Source organism: Devosia sp. LjRoot3, assembly GCF_964252865.1.
GTDB lineage: Bacteria > Pseudomonadota > Alphaproteobacteria > Rhizobiales > Devosiaceae > Devosia.
On record NZ_CAXUPK020000001.1, the window covers coordinates 1,207,127 to 1,224,553 of the forward strand.

A 17,427-nucleotide genomic window follows, 5' to 3' on the forward strand; every position below is an offset into this window, starting at 1 on the left:
GCCAAAGCCGCGCCCAAGAAACTCACCGTGGGTCTGCCGCTCGCGCGAAAACCCTGATCCGGTGCCCATCGGGGTCTTCCACCACGAAGGTAAAGCCGAAGTCCATGGCCACCGGTTCCTGCAAAACCTTCGCCTTGCCCGACCAGTCCGCATAGGTCGCTCGAACCGCTGCGTCGTCATCCTCGCTAAACGTCACCTCGACCCCGCCAACCGGCAGCGGTTTTGGCTCGATCTCGTCCTTGATCCAGAGCCCCAGTTTCATGCCGTTGGGCAACACGTAGAGCACGAAGGTCGGCGAGTTCTGAACCGGTTCGAGCCCCAGCAGGTTTGAATAGAACTGCTTGCTTGTAGCAGGGTCAGCAACGGCCAGCAGGATGTAGTTGAGGGTGCGCATGGCGTTCTCCTTTCGATGGAGAACACCTATCAGCCGGGACTGCCAGTTTCCGGCAGTGGCTCACGGCGGCGCAATTCCCTCGCGCTCCCGCCACTCTTTCAGCATCACTGCGCGCCGCTTCGGATAGCGCTCCTCGGACACGGTCATTCCACTGATCCGATCCACCCGGAAACTGCGAAAATCCTGCCGCATCTCGCACCAGGCGGCAACAATCCGCACCTTCTCGAAAAAACCGATCATGAACGGCCAGATCACCCGCTCCGTCGCCGCGCCGCTGAGATCATCATAGCGAATAACCAGCTTGCGCTCGTTCCGAATGGCGAGCCGTATCTGCCCCGCATCCACCTGCGCCGGCTCCAGCCCGATCCGCGCCACCAGCAGGTTCGTCGCCTCGGCCCGATCGCGCAGATCAGCCGGCAGCACCGCCAATATCTTGCTCATCGCCTGCCTTGCCGAAGCGCTGAGCCTGGTGTCATCCGCCCGTGCCGCCACCCAGCGCGATCCCAACACAATCGCCTCGATCTCATCGGCTGAAAACATCAGCGGCGGCAGCGTAAATCCCGGCCGCTGCACATAGCCCAGCCCCGGCTCGCCCCGAATATCGGCCCCCTGCGCCTGCAAGGTCGCGATATCGCGATAAAGCGTCCGGATAGACACACCCAGTTCGCGCGCCAGATCAGGCCCCGTCACCGGCTGGTGGCGGTTCCGCAGTAATTGCAGGAGATCGAGAAGACGCGCAGCGCGGGACATGAGACAAAAAGGGCGGCCCGAAGGCCGCCCTCAAAAATCCTAGCCGAGACCGAGGCGCCGCTGCCACCAGCCGACCTTCTTCTTCTTGTCCGGCTCAGCTTCGCCTTCGCCCTCCGCGGGCGCAGCCTCTTCAGCCGGCTTGGCGCTCGACGAAACCACCACGCCTTCCGGCGGCAGCTCCTTCTTCTGGCGCTTCGGACGGGTTTCCGTCGCTTCGGCGACAACCGGCTCTGCTGCCGGAGCAGGGGCCTCCGGTGCCGCTTCGGCCGGAGCCTCGACGACCACTGCAGCTTCTTCCGCCACAGGCTCAGCCTTCTTCCGCGTGCGCGGCTTGCGCTTGGGCTTCTCGGCAGCCTCTTCAGCCACCGGTGCTTCCACCGCCGGAGCTTCAGCCGTCACTTCCACCGGTGCTTCAGCATCAGCCGTCTTCGCCTTGCGGGCACGCGGCTTGCGCTTCGGCTTTTCGGCAACAGCTTCTTCCGCCACGGCTTCCACAGCCTCAGCTACAGGCGCAGCTTCCTCGGCAACCTCTGCCTGAGCCAGCACCGCCTCAACGACGGCAACCTGCTCGGCGTCACCGGCGGCCGGTGCAGCAGCTTCGCCGCCCTCGGCCGCGACTTCGCCTTCCTGGTCCCGACGGTTACGGCGACCACCGCGACGGCCGCGACGACGGCGACGGCGGGTTTCGCCATCAGCGTCAGCAGTCGGCGCCTCTTCGCCCTCGGCCTCGCCACCTTCGTCGGCGCTGTCTTCGTCGCCCGCCTCGGCATCGCTCTCGCGTGCCTGAACCGGCGCCCGTTCCTCGTTGCGCTCGCCATTGGCGCCGCCACGGCGACGACGGCGGCGACGACGACGACCATTGCCGTCACCTTCGCCAGCATTCTCCTGGCGGGCTTCGGTGGCTTCTTCTTCGATCTCTTCTTCTTCGACGATTTCCTCGTCGATCTCTTCGATCACGGCGCTGTCGACACGCACATGGCTCGCCGCGCGCTGGTCGACATAGGAGGAGACGCGGGTCTCACCCTTCTCGATCGAGAACTGGTGTCCGGTCAGCTTGCTGTCGGCGGTGATGGTGATCGAAAGCGAGTTGCGCGCTTCGAGCGCAGTCAGCGTGTCGCGCTTGTAGTTGAGCACATAAAGCGCCACGTCGGTCGGCACGCGCACATTGATCGACTGGCCCTGCTTGCGCAGCACGTGGTCTTCCACATGGCGCATGATCATCAGCGCCAGGCTTTCCGTCGAACGCACCAGACCCGTGCCGTCGCAGATCGGGCACTTGTGGGTCGAGCTTTCGACAACGCCGAAGCGGATACGCTGACGGCTCATTTCCATGAGGCCGAAATGCGAAATGCGGCCTACCTGGATGCGGGCGCGATCGTCCTTCAGCGCGTCCTTGAGACGACGCTCGACGGCACGATTGGAGCGGTTCTCCATCATGTCGATGAAGTCGATGACGATCAGGCCGGCGAGATCGCGCAGGCGCAGCTGGCGCGACACTTCATCGGCAGCTTCGAGGTTGGTCTGGAGCGCCGTGTCCTCGATATTGTGCTCCTTGGTGGAGCGACCCGAGTTCACGTCGATCGAAACGAGTGCTTCGGTCGGGTTGATGACGATGTAGCCGCCGGAGGGCAGGGTGACGACCGGCGAGAACATCTGGTCGAGCTGGGACTCGATGCCATACTTGGAGAACAGTGGCTGCTCTTCGCCATACGGTTTCACGTTCTTGGCGTGGGACGGCATGATCATCTTCATGAAGTCCTTGGCTTCGCGATAAGCCGCGTCGCCAGCCACCAACACTTCGTCGATGTCCTTGTTATAGAGATCGCGAATGGTCCGCTTGATCAGCGAGCCTTCTTCATAAACGAGGCACGGGGCCTGGCTCTGCAGGGTCAGCGTGCGCACGCTTTCCCACAGACGCATCAGATATTCGAAATCGCGCTTCACTTCGGCCTTGGTGCGCGTCGCGCCTGCGGTACGCAGGATGACGCCCATGCCCTGCGGTACTTCCAGGTCCGAAGTGATTTCCTTGAGACGCTTGCGGTCGGCAGCGTTGGTGATTTTTCGCGAGATGCCACCGCCACGAGCGGTATTGGGCATCAGCACCGAATAGCGGCCAGCGAGCGACAGATAGGTGGTGAGAGCTGCGCCCTTGTTGCCGCGCTCTTCCTTGACCACCTGCACCAGCATCACCTGCCGGCGCTTGATCACTTCCTGAATCTTGTACTGGTGACGGCGCTGCTGGCTGCGCTGGCGACGCTCCGGCACTTCCTCGAGCGCATCCGCCCCGCCGATCGACTCGACGGGTTCAGTATTGGCCGGAGCCTGCTCGATATGGCTCTCTTCCTCAGTGTCCTGAGGATCAGCCTCTGCTTCCGTTTCGGCCACACCTTCAGGCACGGAGACAGCGTCTTCCGTTTCCTCGTGGTGGTCTTCCTCGTGCTCTTCATCGCGCAGCAGGGCTTCGCGGTCGGCGACGGGGATCTGGTAGTAGTCCGGGTGGATTTCGCTGAAAGCGAGGAACCCGTGGCGATTGCCGCCATATTCGACGAAGGCCGCCTGTAGCGACGGCTCGACGCGCGTCACCTTGGCGAGGAAGATATTTCCCCGCAACTGGCGGCGGGACGCCGATTCAAAGTCGAATTCTTCCAGCCGATTACCGGCTGTAACAACAATCCGTGTTTCTTCCGGGTGGATGGCATCCACCAGCATTCTCTTGGTTGCCATAGTAAACTCCGCGCACCCGCGCGCCAAAGGGCGTCGGCCGGCGAACCGGAGAACCTGGCTCGGCGCGTTGCGGGGCGAATGTGTTGAAAACAATCGGGCGCGAACCTCTCACGTTCTGCGCACCGGCAAATTCGGTCATGGCCGGGAGAAAGGGCGAAGCAAAACGGCAATCGTTCGTATCGATCGCGTCGCGCTTTGTCCGCCTGCGGGCCATATGACCTCTTCCTATTGGATGGCCGGTCCCAAAGACCCGCCACCGTCCGATCCCTGTGAGGGACCGAAATTCGTTTGCGAAGGCGCTGAAAATCGCCGCTTTCATTCCGGGCAGGTGCTTGTGTGGCACACTGGCCGGCTGGGGGTCCGCAGCGGCGCGAAGGGCAATTCTGAACCCTCTCGCTGGCGCTCGCGAAACTCCTGCGCCTTCATATAAGCGTGTATGGTGGTTGCGCCAGATTGGCAACAGGAAAGTCTAAATGTGAGGAATATCGGGCTTTTTGCCGGGTGCCATTCTTTGCGCCCTGTTGCAAATCATCGCATAAGCCGAAAATGCCGCAGAATCGCCCGAAGGGCATGTGACACGGTTTTGCCATACGCATGGGGCCCGACCAGTTTTGAATCTACGCGTCATCCGCTCGCTCGTCCTCGGGCTCTTCCTGGCTTTTGCCCCGGCCCCTGCGCTCCACGCACAGGAAGCGGCGCCCGCTGCCATTCCGGTGGGCCTGCCCAACGTCATCGATGTGCGCGTCACCGTTGGTGAAGACCGCGCGCGCCTCGTCATCGACCTCGCCTCGAAAACCGAATTCTCCTTCGTTTCGCTGTCCGAGCCCAACCGCCTCGCCATCGACGTGCGCGCCGGTACCTTCTCGGTGCCCGAGCCGAGCGGCGCACCCTCCGAGACCACGCTCATCGAGTCCTACCTCGTAGAGCAGGCCGCCTCCGACCGCATCCGCACCACCCTCACGCTGTCGGCGCCCGCCCAGGTGCAGCAGGCCTATGTCCTCGATCCCTTCGAAGACCAGCCCGCACGTCTCGTCGTCGACATCATCCCCGCCGATGCCGAAACCTTCGCCGCCAATGTCGAGCGTGATAAGGAAACCTCGGCCGTGGTCGCCGAAACGACAGCCGAGTCCACCCCGGCCGGCGGCTCCGAACTCCCCATCGCCACCCGCCCGCTCGTTGTCATCGACCCCGGCCATGGTGGCATCGATAGCGGCGCCGAAGCCCCCAATGGCGTGCGCGAAAAGGACATCGTCCTCGCCTTCTCCCTGCGCCTGCAGGAGCTTCTCGTCGAATCCGGTCGCTTCGACGTCGCCTTGACCCGCGAAGACGACACCTATCTCCGCCTCGAAGAGCGCGTCGATCTCGCCCGCACCAACAAGGCCGATATCTTCCTCTCCATCCACGCCGACAGTTTTCAGCAGCCCGAAATCCGCGGCGCCAGCGTCTATACGCGCGATGAAAACGCTACCGACGTGCTCGACAAGGTTCTCGCCGACACCGAAAACAAGTCGGACGTCATCGCCGGCTTTGCCATGCCGCAAATGGCGCCCGAGGTCGTGGACATCCTCCTCGACCTGATGCGCCGCGAAATGCGCAAGCAGTCCTATGTCGCCGCGCAATCCATCGTGCACCAGCTCGAGCCCAGCGTCGCCCTGCGCCGCTTCCCAGTGCGCCAGGCCGATTTCTTCGTGCTGCAAGCTCCCGACGTACCTTCGGTGCTCATCGAATTGGGTTTCCTCTCCAATGTCGACGACATCACCAACCTGACCCAGTCCGATTGGCAGAACCGCACCGCCGAAGCCATTGCCCGCGGCATTTCCACCTATTTCGACAGCGTCGAAGCCGAGCCCTAAGCAAAGTGATTAAGCGCCCGCGCCCGCTCTGCTATTGTTGAAAAATGCAGGGAGAGTCTCGGCGACAACCATGTGGATCTATCCACCCCCACGGTGTCATTCCCGCGAAAGCGGGAACCCCTGTTTGGGAACTGAGGTCCCCGCTTTCGCGGGGATGACACGGTGAAAACTACAACGACGGTGGCCGCCGAACGTAACCGGCGTCCGTGGAGTATCTGATCGCATGTTTCGTCTACTCGGCTGGCTCTTCGGTTTCGGCATGTTCGTGGCGCTTGGCGGCGTCGCCGCTGCCGCCGTGTACCTCGCCACCGTTTCCGCGCAATTGCCCGACTACACCGTCCTCAAGGACTACCAGCCGCCTGTGACCACCCGCGTCCACGCCGCTGACGGCACCTTGCTTGCCGAATACGCTAGGGAACGTCGCCTCTTCCAGCCGATCGAAACCGTGCCGCCGCTCCTCGTCCACGCCTTCCTCTCGGCCGAAGACAAGGACTTCTACTCCCACAACGGCATCGCCATCGACGGCATCGTCCGCGCCCTGCGCGACAACCTGCTCGCCCGCATGGATGGCAACAGCTCCATCCAGGGCGGCGGCTCCAGCATCACCCAGCAGGTAGCCAAGAACTTCCTGCTGACTTCGGAGCAGACCTGGGATCGAAAGATCCAAGAAGCGATCCTTGCGATCCGCATCGAGTCGACCTTCACCAAGGACAAGATCCTCGAGCTCTACCTCAACGAAATCTTCCTCGGCCTCAATTCCTACGGCGTCGCCGCTGCGGCCCTGAATTATTTCGACAAGGCGCTCTATCAGCTCACACTGCCCGAAGCTGCCTACATCGCCGCGCTCCCCAAGGGCCCGAACAATTACCATCCCTTCCGCCGCCCGCAGGCCGCCATCGAGCGCCGCAACTGGGTGATCGATCGCATGGTCGAAAACGGCTACGCGACCCCCGAGGAAGCTGCCGCTGCCAAGGAAGCTCCCCTCAACGTCATCCCGCGCGCCTCCGGCAGCCAGGTCTACGCCGCCGAGTACTTCACCGAAGACGTGCGCCGCGAACTGGCAAAGCTCTATGGCGAAGACCAGCTCTATGGTGGCGGCCTCTCGGTCCGCACCACGCTTGAGCCGCGCCTCCAGGAATACGCCCGCCGCGCCCTCATGGATGGCCTGATCGAATACGACCACACCCGTGGTTTCCGTGGCCCCGTCGCCAGTATCGAACTGGGCGAGGACTGGGGTCTCGACGTGGCCAAGATCAAGCCGCTGAGCGACGTCCCCGAGTGGCAGCTCGCCGTCGTGCTCGCCGTCTCCGGCAATGAAGCCCGCATTGGCCTCCGCCCCGAAAACGACGTCGACGGCGCCTCGAGCCCCGCACGCGTCGAAGGCACATTGTCCGGCCCCGAAATCCGCTGGCTGTCAAAGCCCGTGCAGGAACTCGTCAAGGTCGGCGACGTCGTCTACGTCTCCCCGGTCGCGGGCAAAGACGGCATCTTTACCCTCGAACAGGTGCCCGAAGTCGAAGGCTCGCTCGTTGCCATGGACCCGCGCACCGGCCGCGTCCTTGCCATGGTCGGCGGCTTCTCCTTCGCCGAGTCCGAGTTTAACCGCGCGACCCAGGCCCTGCGCCAGCCCGGCTCCTCCTTCAAGCCCATCGTCTATGCCGCCGCGCTCGACAACGGCTACACCCCGGCCTCCGTCGTCCTCGACGCCCCGGTCGAAATCCGCAATGGCGACGGCTCCATCTGGCGCCCCGAAAACTACGCCCAGGAATTCTACGGCCCGCAAACCCTTCGCCGCGGCATCGAGCGCAGCCGAAACGTCATGACCGTGCGCCTCGCCCGCGATATCGGCATGCCCCTGATCGCCGAATACGCCCGCATGTTCGGCATTTACGACGACATGCAGCCGGTTCTCGCCATGTCCCTCGGCGCTGGCGAAACCACCAATATGCGCATGACCTCGGCCTATGCGACCATCGCCAATGGCGGCCGCAAGATCGTGCCCACCCTCATCGACCGCATCCAGGACCGCTACGGCAACACGGTCTATCGCCACGACGAGCGCATCTGCGAAGGCTGCTCTGCCGAGGACTGGCACGGACAGGGCGAGCCCCGCATCCTCGACAACCGCCCCCAGGTTCTCGATCCGATGACCGCCTATCAGATCACCTCCATGATGGAAGGCGTCGTCCAGCGCGGCACCGGCACCGCCGCCCGCGCCCTCAACCGCCCCGTGGCCGGCAAGACCGGCACCACCAACGACTACAAGGACGCCTGGTTCGTCGGCTTCACCCCCGAATTGGCCGTCGGCATCTATATCGGCTACGACCAGCCGCGCTCCATGGGCTCGGCCTCCACCGGCGGCGGCATGTCCGTGCCGATCTTCACCAATTTCATGGCCAAGGCGATGGCCGGCAAGCCGCCGACCCCGTTCAACACGCCCGCCGGCATGACCACCGCCTGGATCAATCCCAGCTCCGGCGTGCAGGCCTTCGAAGGCGAAGCCGGCATCCAGGAAGCCTTCAAGCCCGGCACCGGCCCCAACCTCATGACCTCGGTCATCGGGGTCGATGTCGAGGGCTATGACGCGGCCCAGCGCCAGATGCAGATGCAGCAGCAATATGGCGGCGCCGTCGTCACCCAGCCCAGCAGCAATGGCCAGTTCCTCGATCCAAGCCTGGGGGCAGCACAAAGTCTGTCGGGCAACTAGAGCGCACAGTCCCTCTCTCGTGATTTGCACCCGGCACACCAAGCGCCCATCTTGAGGTCATGAAAACGAAACGCCTGCTCCTCGCCATCCTGCTCGCCGCCTGCGCCATCGTGCCGGCCTCGGCCGCTTGCCCGGCGCCGATGGCGGGTGACACCGCGGCCGCCTTGGAAGCCAACCAGCAGAGGCTGGTCTGCATGCAGCGCGAACTGGCGCAGACGGCCGAGCAGTACCAATACAAGGTCGAAATCAACACGATCGAGCGGAAGATCGACGACATCCAGCTCCAGCGTCGCTTCGATCAGCTCAACTTCCCCAAACCCGTCACCCCGGTTTTCTAGGCAAACTGGTCCGGTCCGCCGTCAGGCGGTCTAAACCTTTGTGCGGCCTCATAAAGAAAGCCTTCACGCTGACCCCGGCTTTCCCTTTTCATCCCTCGGTCCATCCCTATGGTGCGCCCGTAGATTTTAGGAAGAGGGGCGTACTTTGCGTTCACTAACACTTTTCAGCCTGCTGACTGGCCTGGTTGCCGCCCCGGCGCTCGCGCAGGATATCGTTACGTTTCCGCAAGACGTGGAGGTCGAAGCGCTGACGCCAGGCGCTGCCGCCGGACCAGTCCTCGGTGAACATCGCTTCGTCCTGACCTTTGAGCCGAGCAATATTCGCGAGATCGGCCTCGTCCGTACCAAGTTCGAGAAGGATGGGCTTTTCGCCGACGTTCTCGATGAACTCGCCGACCAGATCGCGCTGCCGGTTGACGTCCCGGTCACCTTCACCGATTGCGGCTATTCGAATGCATATTGGAGCCCCAGCGAGCAGAGCATCACCTTCTGCTACGAGCTGATTGCCGACTACAACCAGTCCTACGAATACCTCGAAGGCCAGGATGGCGAGTTCTTCCGCTGGGCCGATCAGGAAACCGTTCTCAGCGGTACGACTCTTTTCGTGCTCCTCCACGAACTCGGCCATGGGCTGACGGCGCTATATGATCTGCCGATCACCGGCCGTGAGGAAGATGCAGTCGATCAGTTCGCGGCGCTCACCCTGATCGGAGCCGACGAGGAGGGCGATGCCTTCGAGGATCGCCCCTCCCGCATCGCGCTCCTGGGCGCCTATTTCTTCAAGCAGCTTTCCTTCGCGCCCGAAGACATCTCGCGCTCCATTCTGGCCAATGAGCACAGCCTCGGCCAGCAGCGCTACTACGACGTCATGTGCCTGGTCCTCGGTTCCGACATGGATACCTACGCACGCATCCTGGCCCCCGGCATGGTCATGGTCTTCGAGACCATCGACAAGAACCCGGAGGCCTTCGATCAGGACAAGGTCATGGACTGGCTCAAGAAAACCGATGCCCTGAACATCCTGCCAGCCGCCCGCGCCTTGCGCTGCCCGCAGGAATTCGCCCGCTACGATGCGAGCTGGGACTACATCGTCGACACCTTCATGACGGTGCAGGCAGACTAAACCTGCCTAAAAATCCTGGCGCGTCACTCGCGCGCCAGGATGATAAGCCGATCATGCTCCGAATAGACTTCGGCAGCCGACTTCGCAGGATTGATGAGAATGCCATTGGCCGCCGCATCCGGCCGCGGCCGGTGATAGCCAATCGCCACTTCGCCCCTCAGGCGAGCCGCCTCTGTTATCGTATAGAAGCTCACCGGCACGCCCAGCGCCACATAGTCGCCGGCCGGGCGCATATAGAGTTCCGATCCCTCTTCATCCAGAAGATCGTCAAAGATAGCCGTCAGTGCGTCGTTTTCCGAAGCCTGGGCCAGCATCAGGCTGACGAGCTTGTTGGACACCACGAAATCGTCTGCCCTTGTGACCTCGGCCAGCTCGCGATTGCGCACGTCCACCATCTCCGAAACCACCTTCACGCGGCGCCCCGTCGTCTCGGCGATCTTGCGCAGATGCAGCAGTGTAACCAGTGTGCGCGTATCCGTTGGCTGCGGCGCCAGCAGGTCCGAATAGCCCAGCACCAGCACGTGGTCGTAGCTGGCGATATCGAGCCCCTCCAGCGCCTTGCGGCTGGTGATATCCGTGCGGCCGAAAAAGATCTGCAGATTGGTATTGGCCACCGAAAGCGCCGCGACATCGTCTTCCAGCGTCGGCGTATCCGCAGCAATGGTCAGCACCGAACCCGGCTCGACATAGCGGCTGAGTTCATAGGCAATGATCGGCGCGCGCCGATTCCATCCCAGCAGCAGCACGCGCTCCGGCTGCGCAGCGGCGCGGGTCGAAGACCGCATCTGCGTCTGGTCGGGCAGGGTGCCCGCCGCCTTGATCTGGATGGCCGCGTCGTCCTCTGCGATGATCACGGCACGATCCCCGGCCACGATACGCCGCGCCATGGGTGGATTGAGCTCCACCGCCCCATCCGCCGCGACAATGCCGATCAGCGTGGAAGTGTCATAGACCATCAGGCTCTCGCCAAAGGTCTTGCCGACCAGCCCTGCCTGCTCGAGCGTGTAAATCTCGCAACCCTCGAAATCGAGCAGTTCGGAATAGACCGCCGAAAGGCCTGCCTGCCGGCTCGAATGCACCACGATGCGGCCGATCAACTCGTCCGCCAGCACCAGCTGCGCCTCGCGCCCGCCAACCACGCGTGCCACCTCGACATTCGCCGTATCGCGAATCTCAGCGGCAATGCGATAGGGCTCCGCCCGGCGGCGCGGGTCATGCACCAGCGCCAGGATCGTCTTGATGACGCTGCTATCGGCGTCATCCATGCTGCCATCCTCGCCCTCGGGCGACAGGATGACGATCGAGCGCGCCGATTGCGGCGTTACCAGCGACAGATCGTAAAGGTCCGTCGGGTCGCCACGACGGCAGATGATGCGCGTATTCCCGAGATCGGCCACCTTGGCCGATATCTCGTCTTCCATCTCCACCTTGTCGCGATTGGCCATGATGACGATGCGCGGCCGATGCCGGCTGCGATTGGCCACGACAAGTTCGGAGATCACGTCGAAGATCGACGGGCTCCAGTTGAGAATGATCGTGTGATCCTTCTCGAGCACCTGGCTGCGCCCCTTGCGCAACTCGTCGAGCTTGCCCTCGATGCCCGAAGACAGCACGCCAATCAGCGTCGAAAAGATGAAAATGCCGGCAATGGTGACCAAGAGCCCCACCATCCGGAAGCTCCAGCCCGTGTCGCCCGCGACTGTACCGGCGTCCATCGAGCGCATCAGCGATTCCCAGGCGGCCTCGAGGAAGTCCACCGGCTGCCCACCTTCAGGCGCCAGTTGGAACAGCACGAGCACGACCGAGGCCACGATGATCACCACCAGCGACAGCAGGGCCAGCCAGCCGATCAGGGCCACGGGGCCCGCTGACATGGATTTGTCAAACTCGTAGCTCAGGCGCGCACGAATTGAACGCCTTTTGGGGGTGGTCATAATGGGAAATCTCCGGGCCAGACGCGGCCGCGCGGAGAGTCTGTTATCGCAAGAGCTTCAACCGGCCAACGGGTCGCTCAAAAGAAAGTGAACGCCGGGGGGCATGGACCGAAAGCGCAGTACTGGCAGCGATGTAGGAGTGAAATGGTGCCCCCCGCCGGACTCGAACCGGCACGCCTCGCGGCGGAGGATTTTGAGTCCTCTGCGTCTACCATTCCGCCAGAGGGGCACGGGCACGGTTCCTAGCCTAGAGCGGTGCGGCTGGCAACTGCCTGGTCGTGTTTATCCAGCGACCAGCAAGCGCACGACGTAAACCGTGGCAACGCCCGTCGCCATGGCCGCAAAGAGATTTTTCGAGACGATGAAGACCGCCGCCGTCGCCGCTGCCGCAATGGCCTCGGCCACGCCGCCGGTCACCACGGCCGGCGCCACCAATGCCGCCAGCACCGCGCCGGGAATGTGCCGCAGCCAGGCGGCCGCAAAGCCGTCCCGGGGCAGGCGGTCGGCCAACAGGAAACCACTGGCCTTGATCGCCATGGTCACCAAAGCCATGCCGAGAATGGCCGCGACGGCCTCAGGACTTGTCAGCATTTTTCCGCGTCTCCAGGAAGGCACCGACAAGGCTGCCGACCACGCCACCCACCAAAATGTGCCAGCTTCCCTCGACAAGCCACGAGGTCACAATGGCCGCCAGCGCCGCCACAAGCCAGGGCACGAGATCGCCGCGGCCCTTCCACATGCCCAGCAGCAGTGCCAGGAACGTCGCCGTAAAGGCAAAGTCGAGCCCCCATCGCGCCGGATCGTCGATAGCCGAACCGAGCCCGTAGCCAACGAGATTGGTGCACATCCAGGCCATCCAGGCGAGCGCGCCGCCGCCCATCAGAAAGGCAACCGAACCCTGTCCGCGCGCCATGGCGGCAACTGTCATGGCCCAGTTTTCGTCGGTCACCAGATACATGCTGAACGCGCCGCCGAGGAGCCCCTTGGTCGGATAGAGCGGCCGCAGCGTCGCCGTCAGCAGCAGATAGCGCAGGTTGACGATCAGGGCCGCCAGCACCAGCGCGCCGATCGGCAACGCGGCCGGCGTCGTCGTCCAGAGATCAAGCGCCACGAATTGCGCCGAGCCAGCAAAAACCAGTGCGCTCATCATGATGACTTCGAGGAGGCTGAGGCCAGCGCCCCGCGCCAACACACCCCAGACCAGGCCATAGGCTGCCACGGAAATGGCAACGGGCACGCAGGCGCGGGCGCCTGCGAGAAACTGATCCATCCTGGAATCGGGGCTGGCTGCAATATCTGTCATGCGCCATTCTCTAGCACGGAGATGTGCGGGGACATCGATGACAAGTCCTGATGACTCCCATCGCCATCTTTGATCACACGGCCGTCATCGCGGCGTTGACGCTCCTGACGCGGCGGCGTAGACAACCTGCGTGTCATTGCCAAGCCTCCAGCGCCCGTCCAGCCGGCACCTCGTTTTTGGGGTGTGAATTGGTCCCTCCGGCCATCTGATTTGTTCAGTTCCGCCGGTTCGGGGCCTGCCGCCGTGACGATAGCCAAATGACGTGTTCTCCTGGAGCGTTCCTATGGATCCCCATTCCACCCGCCCCCTCTGGCAGCGGTTCGCCATCTTTCTGCTTCCCCTCATGGCCTCGAATATCCTTCAGGCCCTCTCGGGAACGTTCAATTCCATTTTCATCGGCCAGATGATCGGTGTCGAAGCCCTCGCTTCGCTCGCCACCTTCTTCCCGATTCTGTTCTTCCTCATCAGCTTCATCATCGGCCTTTCAGCCGGCTCGACCATTCTGATCGGTCAGGCCTGGGGCGCGCGCAATCTCGTCCGGGTCAAGCAGGTCACCGGCACCACCATGACCACGGCTATCGTGCTCGGCCTCGTCGTCGCCATCATCGGCGGCATCTGGATCGAGGACATCATGTCCGTGCTCGGCGCGCCGGAAAACATCCGCCAGACGGCGGTCGACTACGGCCGCATCATGTTCCTCGGCATGCCGGGCTTCTTCCTGTTCCTGATCGTCACCTCGATCATGCGCGGCGTCGGCGATACCATCACGCCGCTCTTCTCGCTGGTGCTCTCGATGATCGTCGGTGTGATCCTCACACCCGCCCTCATCCAGGGCTGGTGGGGCCTGCCACAGCTGGGCGTCAACGCCGCCGCCTGGGCGTTCATCGCCGGCTTCGTCGTCGTGCTGGTTTTCCTGTTCTTCTATATGCGCGCCCGCAAACTGCCGCTGGCGCCGGACATGGACCTGCTGCGTGCCCTCAAGCCCGATTTCGGTCTTTTGAAGCTCATCCTCAAGCTCGGCGTCCCCGCCGGCCTGCAGATGGTCGTGGCCTCCGTCGCCGGCATCGTCATCGTAGGTCTCGTCAACCGCTTCGGCTCCAACGCCACCGCGGCCTATGGCGCGCTCAACCAGGTGCTGAACTATGTCCAGTTCCCCGCCATGTCGATCGGCATCGCCACCTCGATCTTCGGGGCCCAGGCCATCGGCGCCCGCCGCATCGATCAGCTCCAGGCGATCACCCGCACTGCATTGATGATGAACCTCGTCATCACCGGCGGCCTCGTGCTGATCGCCTATCTCGCGAGCGGCTGGCTGGTGTCCCTGTTCATCACCGATCCTGAAGTCATCGAACTGACCCAGCACCTCCTGCACATCGTGCTCTGGGCCATCGTGCCCTTTGGCTTCGGCGTGGTGTTCTCGGGCATGATGCGCGCCAGCGGCATGGTCTATGCGCCCATGCTCCTCGCCCTTGCCGGCATCCTGCTCATCGAGCTGCCCGGCGCCGTCTGGCTCAGCCAGACCAGCCTCGGCCTCTCGGGCATCTGGGTGGCCTATGCGGCCAGCTTCACCGGCATGATGATCATGCAGGCTGCCTGGTACCACTTCGTCTGGAAGAAAAAGAAGATCGTCGCGCTCGTCTGAGCGCCAAGGGGAGGGCGCTTCGGCGCCCTTCCACTCCTAACCTCGCAGGTGCGCGCCTATCAGATCGGCAACAGCGGGCGCATGCGTCTGGGCCAGATCGTGTCCTGCGCCCGCAATCACATGCAATTCCGATCCCGCCAGCAATTTGCTGAGCCGTTCCCCGACCGCGATTGGGCTGATCGGATCGCTATCGCCCCACAGCAAAAGGGCCGGCGCCTTGATCGTTTTGATCTCGTCGGAGAGGTCAACGCCCGGCGCAGCTATCCACCGAGCCGCCGATGGAAAGGTCCGGTAGTAGTCACCACGCCAGTCCGCCGCCCCCAAATCGGCAAGCGGCAATCCGCCCGATGTGACGGCCAGTACCAGTTTCTGAATAAATTGCGGCTTGGCGAGTGCCGCCCGTATCGCCACGACGCCGCCCATCGATTGGGCGACCAAATTGACCGGGCCGTCTATGTGCTCGACCACCATCGCCACGAGATCGTCGAGGCTGGTGATAGCCGGGTCGGGCGCTTCATTTCCAAGTCCCGGCCAGGAAAAGAACGTGCCCTCGATCCCCAAGCGATCCGCCACGGGACGCCAAAACGAGGCACTGCCACCCGCACCGGGCAGGAAAAGGGTCTTTTCAGGCATAAGCAGGGATTGCGCCCCTACTTGTCGCCCAGACGCATGACCAGCGCGCGCTTGCCACCCGGGGCAAATACGTCGAGGTCGATATTGACCGGCTCCTGCACCATGCGGCGCGTACGGGCCGACAAGGTGAGAACCACGTTCATCAGGTCGCCCACCGAGCGCCGCTGCTTGGGCAGCAGGCGTTCCGTCATGCCCGACAGCGCTTTGTTGCGCGAGCTCATATCGGGCGAGGCGAGGGGGGAGCGGCCGATAAAATTGGCCAGTTCCACCAGGGAATTGCGTTCGCTCATTGGGCTACTCCAAACACAGGCACCAAACTGCTTACACAAGAGGCGGCAGGCGAACGGCCCGTCGCGTCACTATCCGTCGGGGCATCAGCCCTGCATCGCCAGACACGCCATATTGGCGTCCTTGAGGCGGTTGCACATGGCCGTCGCATCGTCACGGTCACCAAAACCGACGAAGCGGGCGCGATAGAAAACCTGGCCGTTCTTTTCGAAGCGCTCGACATAGGAGCGGAAGTCACCAAGACCACCGACCTTGCCTGCCGCGTCCGAAAGCATCGAGCGTGCGCTGTCCTCAGAGGGGCCGGCGCCGATCTGCACGATCCACGCCCCATTGACGAGGCCGGCGGTATCGACGGTGCCGCTGGTCATGAGGTCGATTGGCTGCTCGGCCGGGGCGGGAGCCGCGCCGGTGCCGACATCGCTTGGCGGAGCCAGCGGCGCGGAAGGACGGGTCGAGCCAAGCGCAGCCGGCGGCGCGCCGAGATTATAGGTGTCGCTCAGCCAGGCGCCGATAATGTCCTGGCTGGGATAAGCCGGGGTCGGCGCCTGCGTCGGTGCCGCAAGCACCGCAGCAGCCTGCACAGCCGGCTGAAGACCGATATCGGCGGGCGCAGCAGCCGGAACCGGCGCAGCGGAAGCCACGACCACCTGCGGCTGCGCAGTACCATTCTGTGCCGCTGCAAGCTCGGCAAGGCGGAAGCCGGGCAGGGGCATGGGCATCACGAAAACCGGCTGCGTCGGCTGGGCCACGGCAACCTGCACGTTCGAATTGCCCTGGCGACCCGGCTGGGGAACCATGGCCGTCTGCAGATAGTCGCCACGACGGCCCTTGGGCAGGTAGTTGGCAACGAGCTGGCGCACCTTCTCGTCACGTGCGCCGGCCGAGTTGAAGCCGAATGCGACGATGACGATGTGGCGGTTGTCCTTGCGGGCGGCCGTAAGAAGGTTCGAACCGGCGGCATTGATATAGCCGGTCTTGATGCCGTCGACGGCACCCATATAGCCAAGCACGCGGTTGTGGTTGCCATAGGTCTTGCCGTTGTAGCGGAAGGCCGTGGTCTGGAAGAATTCGTAGTATTGCGGGAAATGCTGATAGATCGCGATACCGAGAATGGCCTGGTCGCGCACCGTCGTCACCTGGCCGCCATCGGGCAGGCCCGAAGCATTGCGATAGGTGGTGTTGCGCATGCCCATGGCACGGGCCGTAGCCGTCATGCGCTCGGCAAACTTGCTCTCGGTACCCGAAATATGTTCGGCGATCACGCGGGCCATGTCATTGGCCGACAGGGTCACCAGCGACTTGATCGCATCTTCCACCGCAATGGTCGAACCAGCGCGGAGGCCAAGCTTGGTCGGCACGGCCGAAGCCGCGTGCTTGGAAACCGTCATCTTGGTGGAAAGGCTGAGATTGCCTGCACTCAATTCCTGGAAGAGCACATAAAGCGTCATTACCTTGGCAACTGAGGCCGGGTAACGCTTGGAATCGCCGGCTTCCTCATAGAGGACTTCGCCCGATTTGGCGTCGACCACGATGCCGGCATATTTCCTGAGATTTTCGATGGCGTGCGCCGGGGCCGCAAGGTGCAGGGAAAGGCCCAGCACGAGGGCAATCGCAGCGATGGCGCGGACAAACGAAGCGCGCCAAGGGGTCATGGCCTGGAAGGTCAACCCGGAACTCCAACTTTACTCATCGGGCTAAACTGCCCGTACGCAACTGAAACACGGCCTCGCAGATCGAG

At 63.2% G+C, this 17,427-nt stretch carries 14 protein-coding genes and 1 tRNA gene; 5 read left to right on the top strand and 10 right to left on the bottom strand.

Features of this window, described 5'->3' with window-relative positions:
- Window positions 1–22: 22 nt before the first annotated feature.
- The 3 genes from ACSQ2A_RS05905 to ACSQ2A_RS05915 are packed head-to-tail and all read right to left on the bottom strand — an operon-like array spanning window position 23 to window position 3,868.
- Window positions 23–394: a VOC family protein gene (locus ACSQ2A_RS05905; protein WP_436071438.1), complete on the bottom strand. Its 372-nt coding sequence runs from the start codon at window positions 392–394 to the stop codon at window positions 23–25.
- A gap of 60 nt (window positions 395–454) precedes the next feature.
- Entirely contained in the window at window positions 455–1,144 is a 690-nt protein-coding gene (locus tag ACSQ2A_RS05910; protein ID WP_436071439.1) for a helix-turn-helix transcriptional regulator, read from the bottom strand.
- A gap of 39 nt (window positions 1,145–1,183) precedes the next feature.
- Complete coding sequence (locus ACSQ2A_RS05915; protein WP_436071440.1) at window positions 1,184–3,868, bottom strand: Rne/Rng family ribonuclease; 2,685 nt, start codon at window positions 3,866–3,868, stop codon at window positions 1,184–1,186.
- Window positions 3,869–4,479: 611 nt separating this feature from the next.
- On the opposite strand from ACSQ2A_RS05915, the gene ACSQ2A_RS05920 reads away from it, so the two are divergent.
- From ACSQ2A_RS05920 to ACSQ2A_RS05935, 4 genes are all read left to right on the top strand, one after another.
- Window positions 4,480–5,721 carry an N-acetylmuramoyl-L-alanine amidase gene (locus tag ACSQ2A_RS05920; RefSeq protein ID WP_436071441.1) on the top strand — a complete coding sequence of 414 codons (1,242 nt, stop codon included), beginning with the start codon at window positions 4,480–4,482 and terminating at the stop codon, window positions 5,719–5,721.
- Between the two features lie 223 nt (window positions 5,722–5,944).
- A complete protein-coding gene (locus ACSQ2A_RS05925; protein WP_436071442.1) occupies window positions 5,945–8,428 on the top strand; it encodes a penicillin-binding protein 1A in 2,484 nt (827 codons plus the stop codon).
- Window positions 8,429–8,487: 59 nt separating this feature from the next.
- On the top strand, window positions 8,488–8,766 hold the full coding sequence (locus ACSQ2A_RS05930) for a hypothetical protein (RefSeq protein WP_436071443.1): 279 nt from the start codon (window positions 8,488–8,490) through the stop codon (window positions 8,764–8,766).
- A 145-nt stretch (window positions 8,767–8,911) separates the two neighbouring features.
- Window positions 8,912–9,889 carry a DUF4344 domain-containing metallopeptidase gene (locus ACSQ2A_RS05935; protein ID WP_436071444.1) on the top strand — a complete coding sequence of 326 codons (978 nt, stop codon included), beginning with the start codon at window positions 8,912–8,914 and terminating at the stop codon, window positions 9,887–9,889.
- 23 nt (window positions 9,890–9,912) lie between these two features.
- Here ACSQ2A_RS05935 and ACSQ2A_RS05940 read toward each other — a convergent pair whose 3' ends face one another.
- The 4 genes from ACSQ2A_RS05940 to ACSQ2A_RS05955 form a co-directional block, all read right to left on the bottom strand.
- The gene (locus ACSQ2A_RS05940; protein ID WP_436071445.1) at window positions 9,913–11,763 is read right to left on the bottom strand and encodes a CASTOR/POLLUX-related putative ion channel; all 1,851 of its coding nucleotides are present in this window, start codon (window positions 11,761–11,763) and stop codon (window positions 9,913–9,915) included.
- A 205-nt stretch (window positions 11,764–11,968) separates the two neighbouring features.
- Window positions 11,969–12,052: transfer RNA gene (locus ACSQ2A_RS05945), tRNA-Leu, on the bottom strand.
- A 53-nt stretch (window positions 12,053–12,105) separates the two neighbouring features.
- Entirely contained in the window at window positions 12,106–12,414 is a 309-nt protein-coding gene (locus ACSQ2A_RS05950; protein ID WP_295416286.1) for an AzlD domain-containing protein, read from the bottom strand.
- Window positions 12,398–13,126, bottom strand: coding sequence for an AzlC family ABC transporter permease (locus tag ACSQ2A_RS05955; protein WP_436071446.1), 729 nt, complete (start codon window positions 13,124–13,126; stop codon window positions 12,398–12,400). The genes ACSQ2A_RS05950 and ACSQ2A_RS05955 overlap by 17 nt, the downstream gene beginning before the upstream one ends.
- A gap of 283 nt (window positions 13,127–13,409) precedes the next feature.
- On the opposite strand from ACSQ2A_RS05955, the gene ACSQ2A_RS05960 reads away from it, so the two are divergent.
- On the top strand, window positions 13,410–14,768 hold the full coding sequence (locus tag ACSQ2A_RS05960) for an MATE family efflux transporter (RefSeq protein WP_436071447.1): 1,359 nt from the start codon (window positions 13,410–13,412) through the stop codon (window positions 14,766–14,768).
- A 36-nt stretch (window positions 14,769–14,804) separates the two neighbouring features.
- Here ACSQ2A_RS05960 and ACSQ2A_RS05965 read toward each other — a convergent pair whose 3' ends face one another.
- The 3 genes from ACSQ2A_RS05965 to ACSQ2A_RS05975 all read right to left on the bottom strand — a co-directional run bounded on the left by ACSQ2A_RS05965 (window position 14,805) and on the right by ACSQ2A_RS05975 (window position 17,356).
- On the bottom strand, window positions 14,805–15,401 hold the full coding sequence (locus ACSQ2A_RS05965) for an alpha/beta fold hydrolase (protein ID WP_436071448.1): 597 nt from the start codon (window positions 15,399–15,401) through the stop codon (window positions 14,805–14,807).
- A gap of 17 nt (window positions 15,402–15,418) precedes the next feature.
- Complete coding sequence (locus ACSQ2A_RS05970; RefSeq protein ID WP_436071449.1) at window positions 15,419–15,691, bottom strand: hypothetical protein; 273 nt, start codon at window positions 15,689–15,691, stop codon at window positions 15,419–15,421.
- A gap of 84 nt (window positions 15,692–15,775) precedes the next feature.
- Window positions 15,776–17,356, bottom strand: coding sequence for a serine hydrolase (locus tag ACSQ2A_RS05975; RefSeq protein ID WP_436071450.1), 1,581 nt, complete (start codon window positions 17,354–17,356; stop codon window positions 15,776–15,778).
- Window positions 17,357–17,427 lie beyond the last annotated feature (71 nt).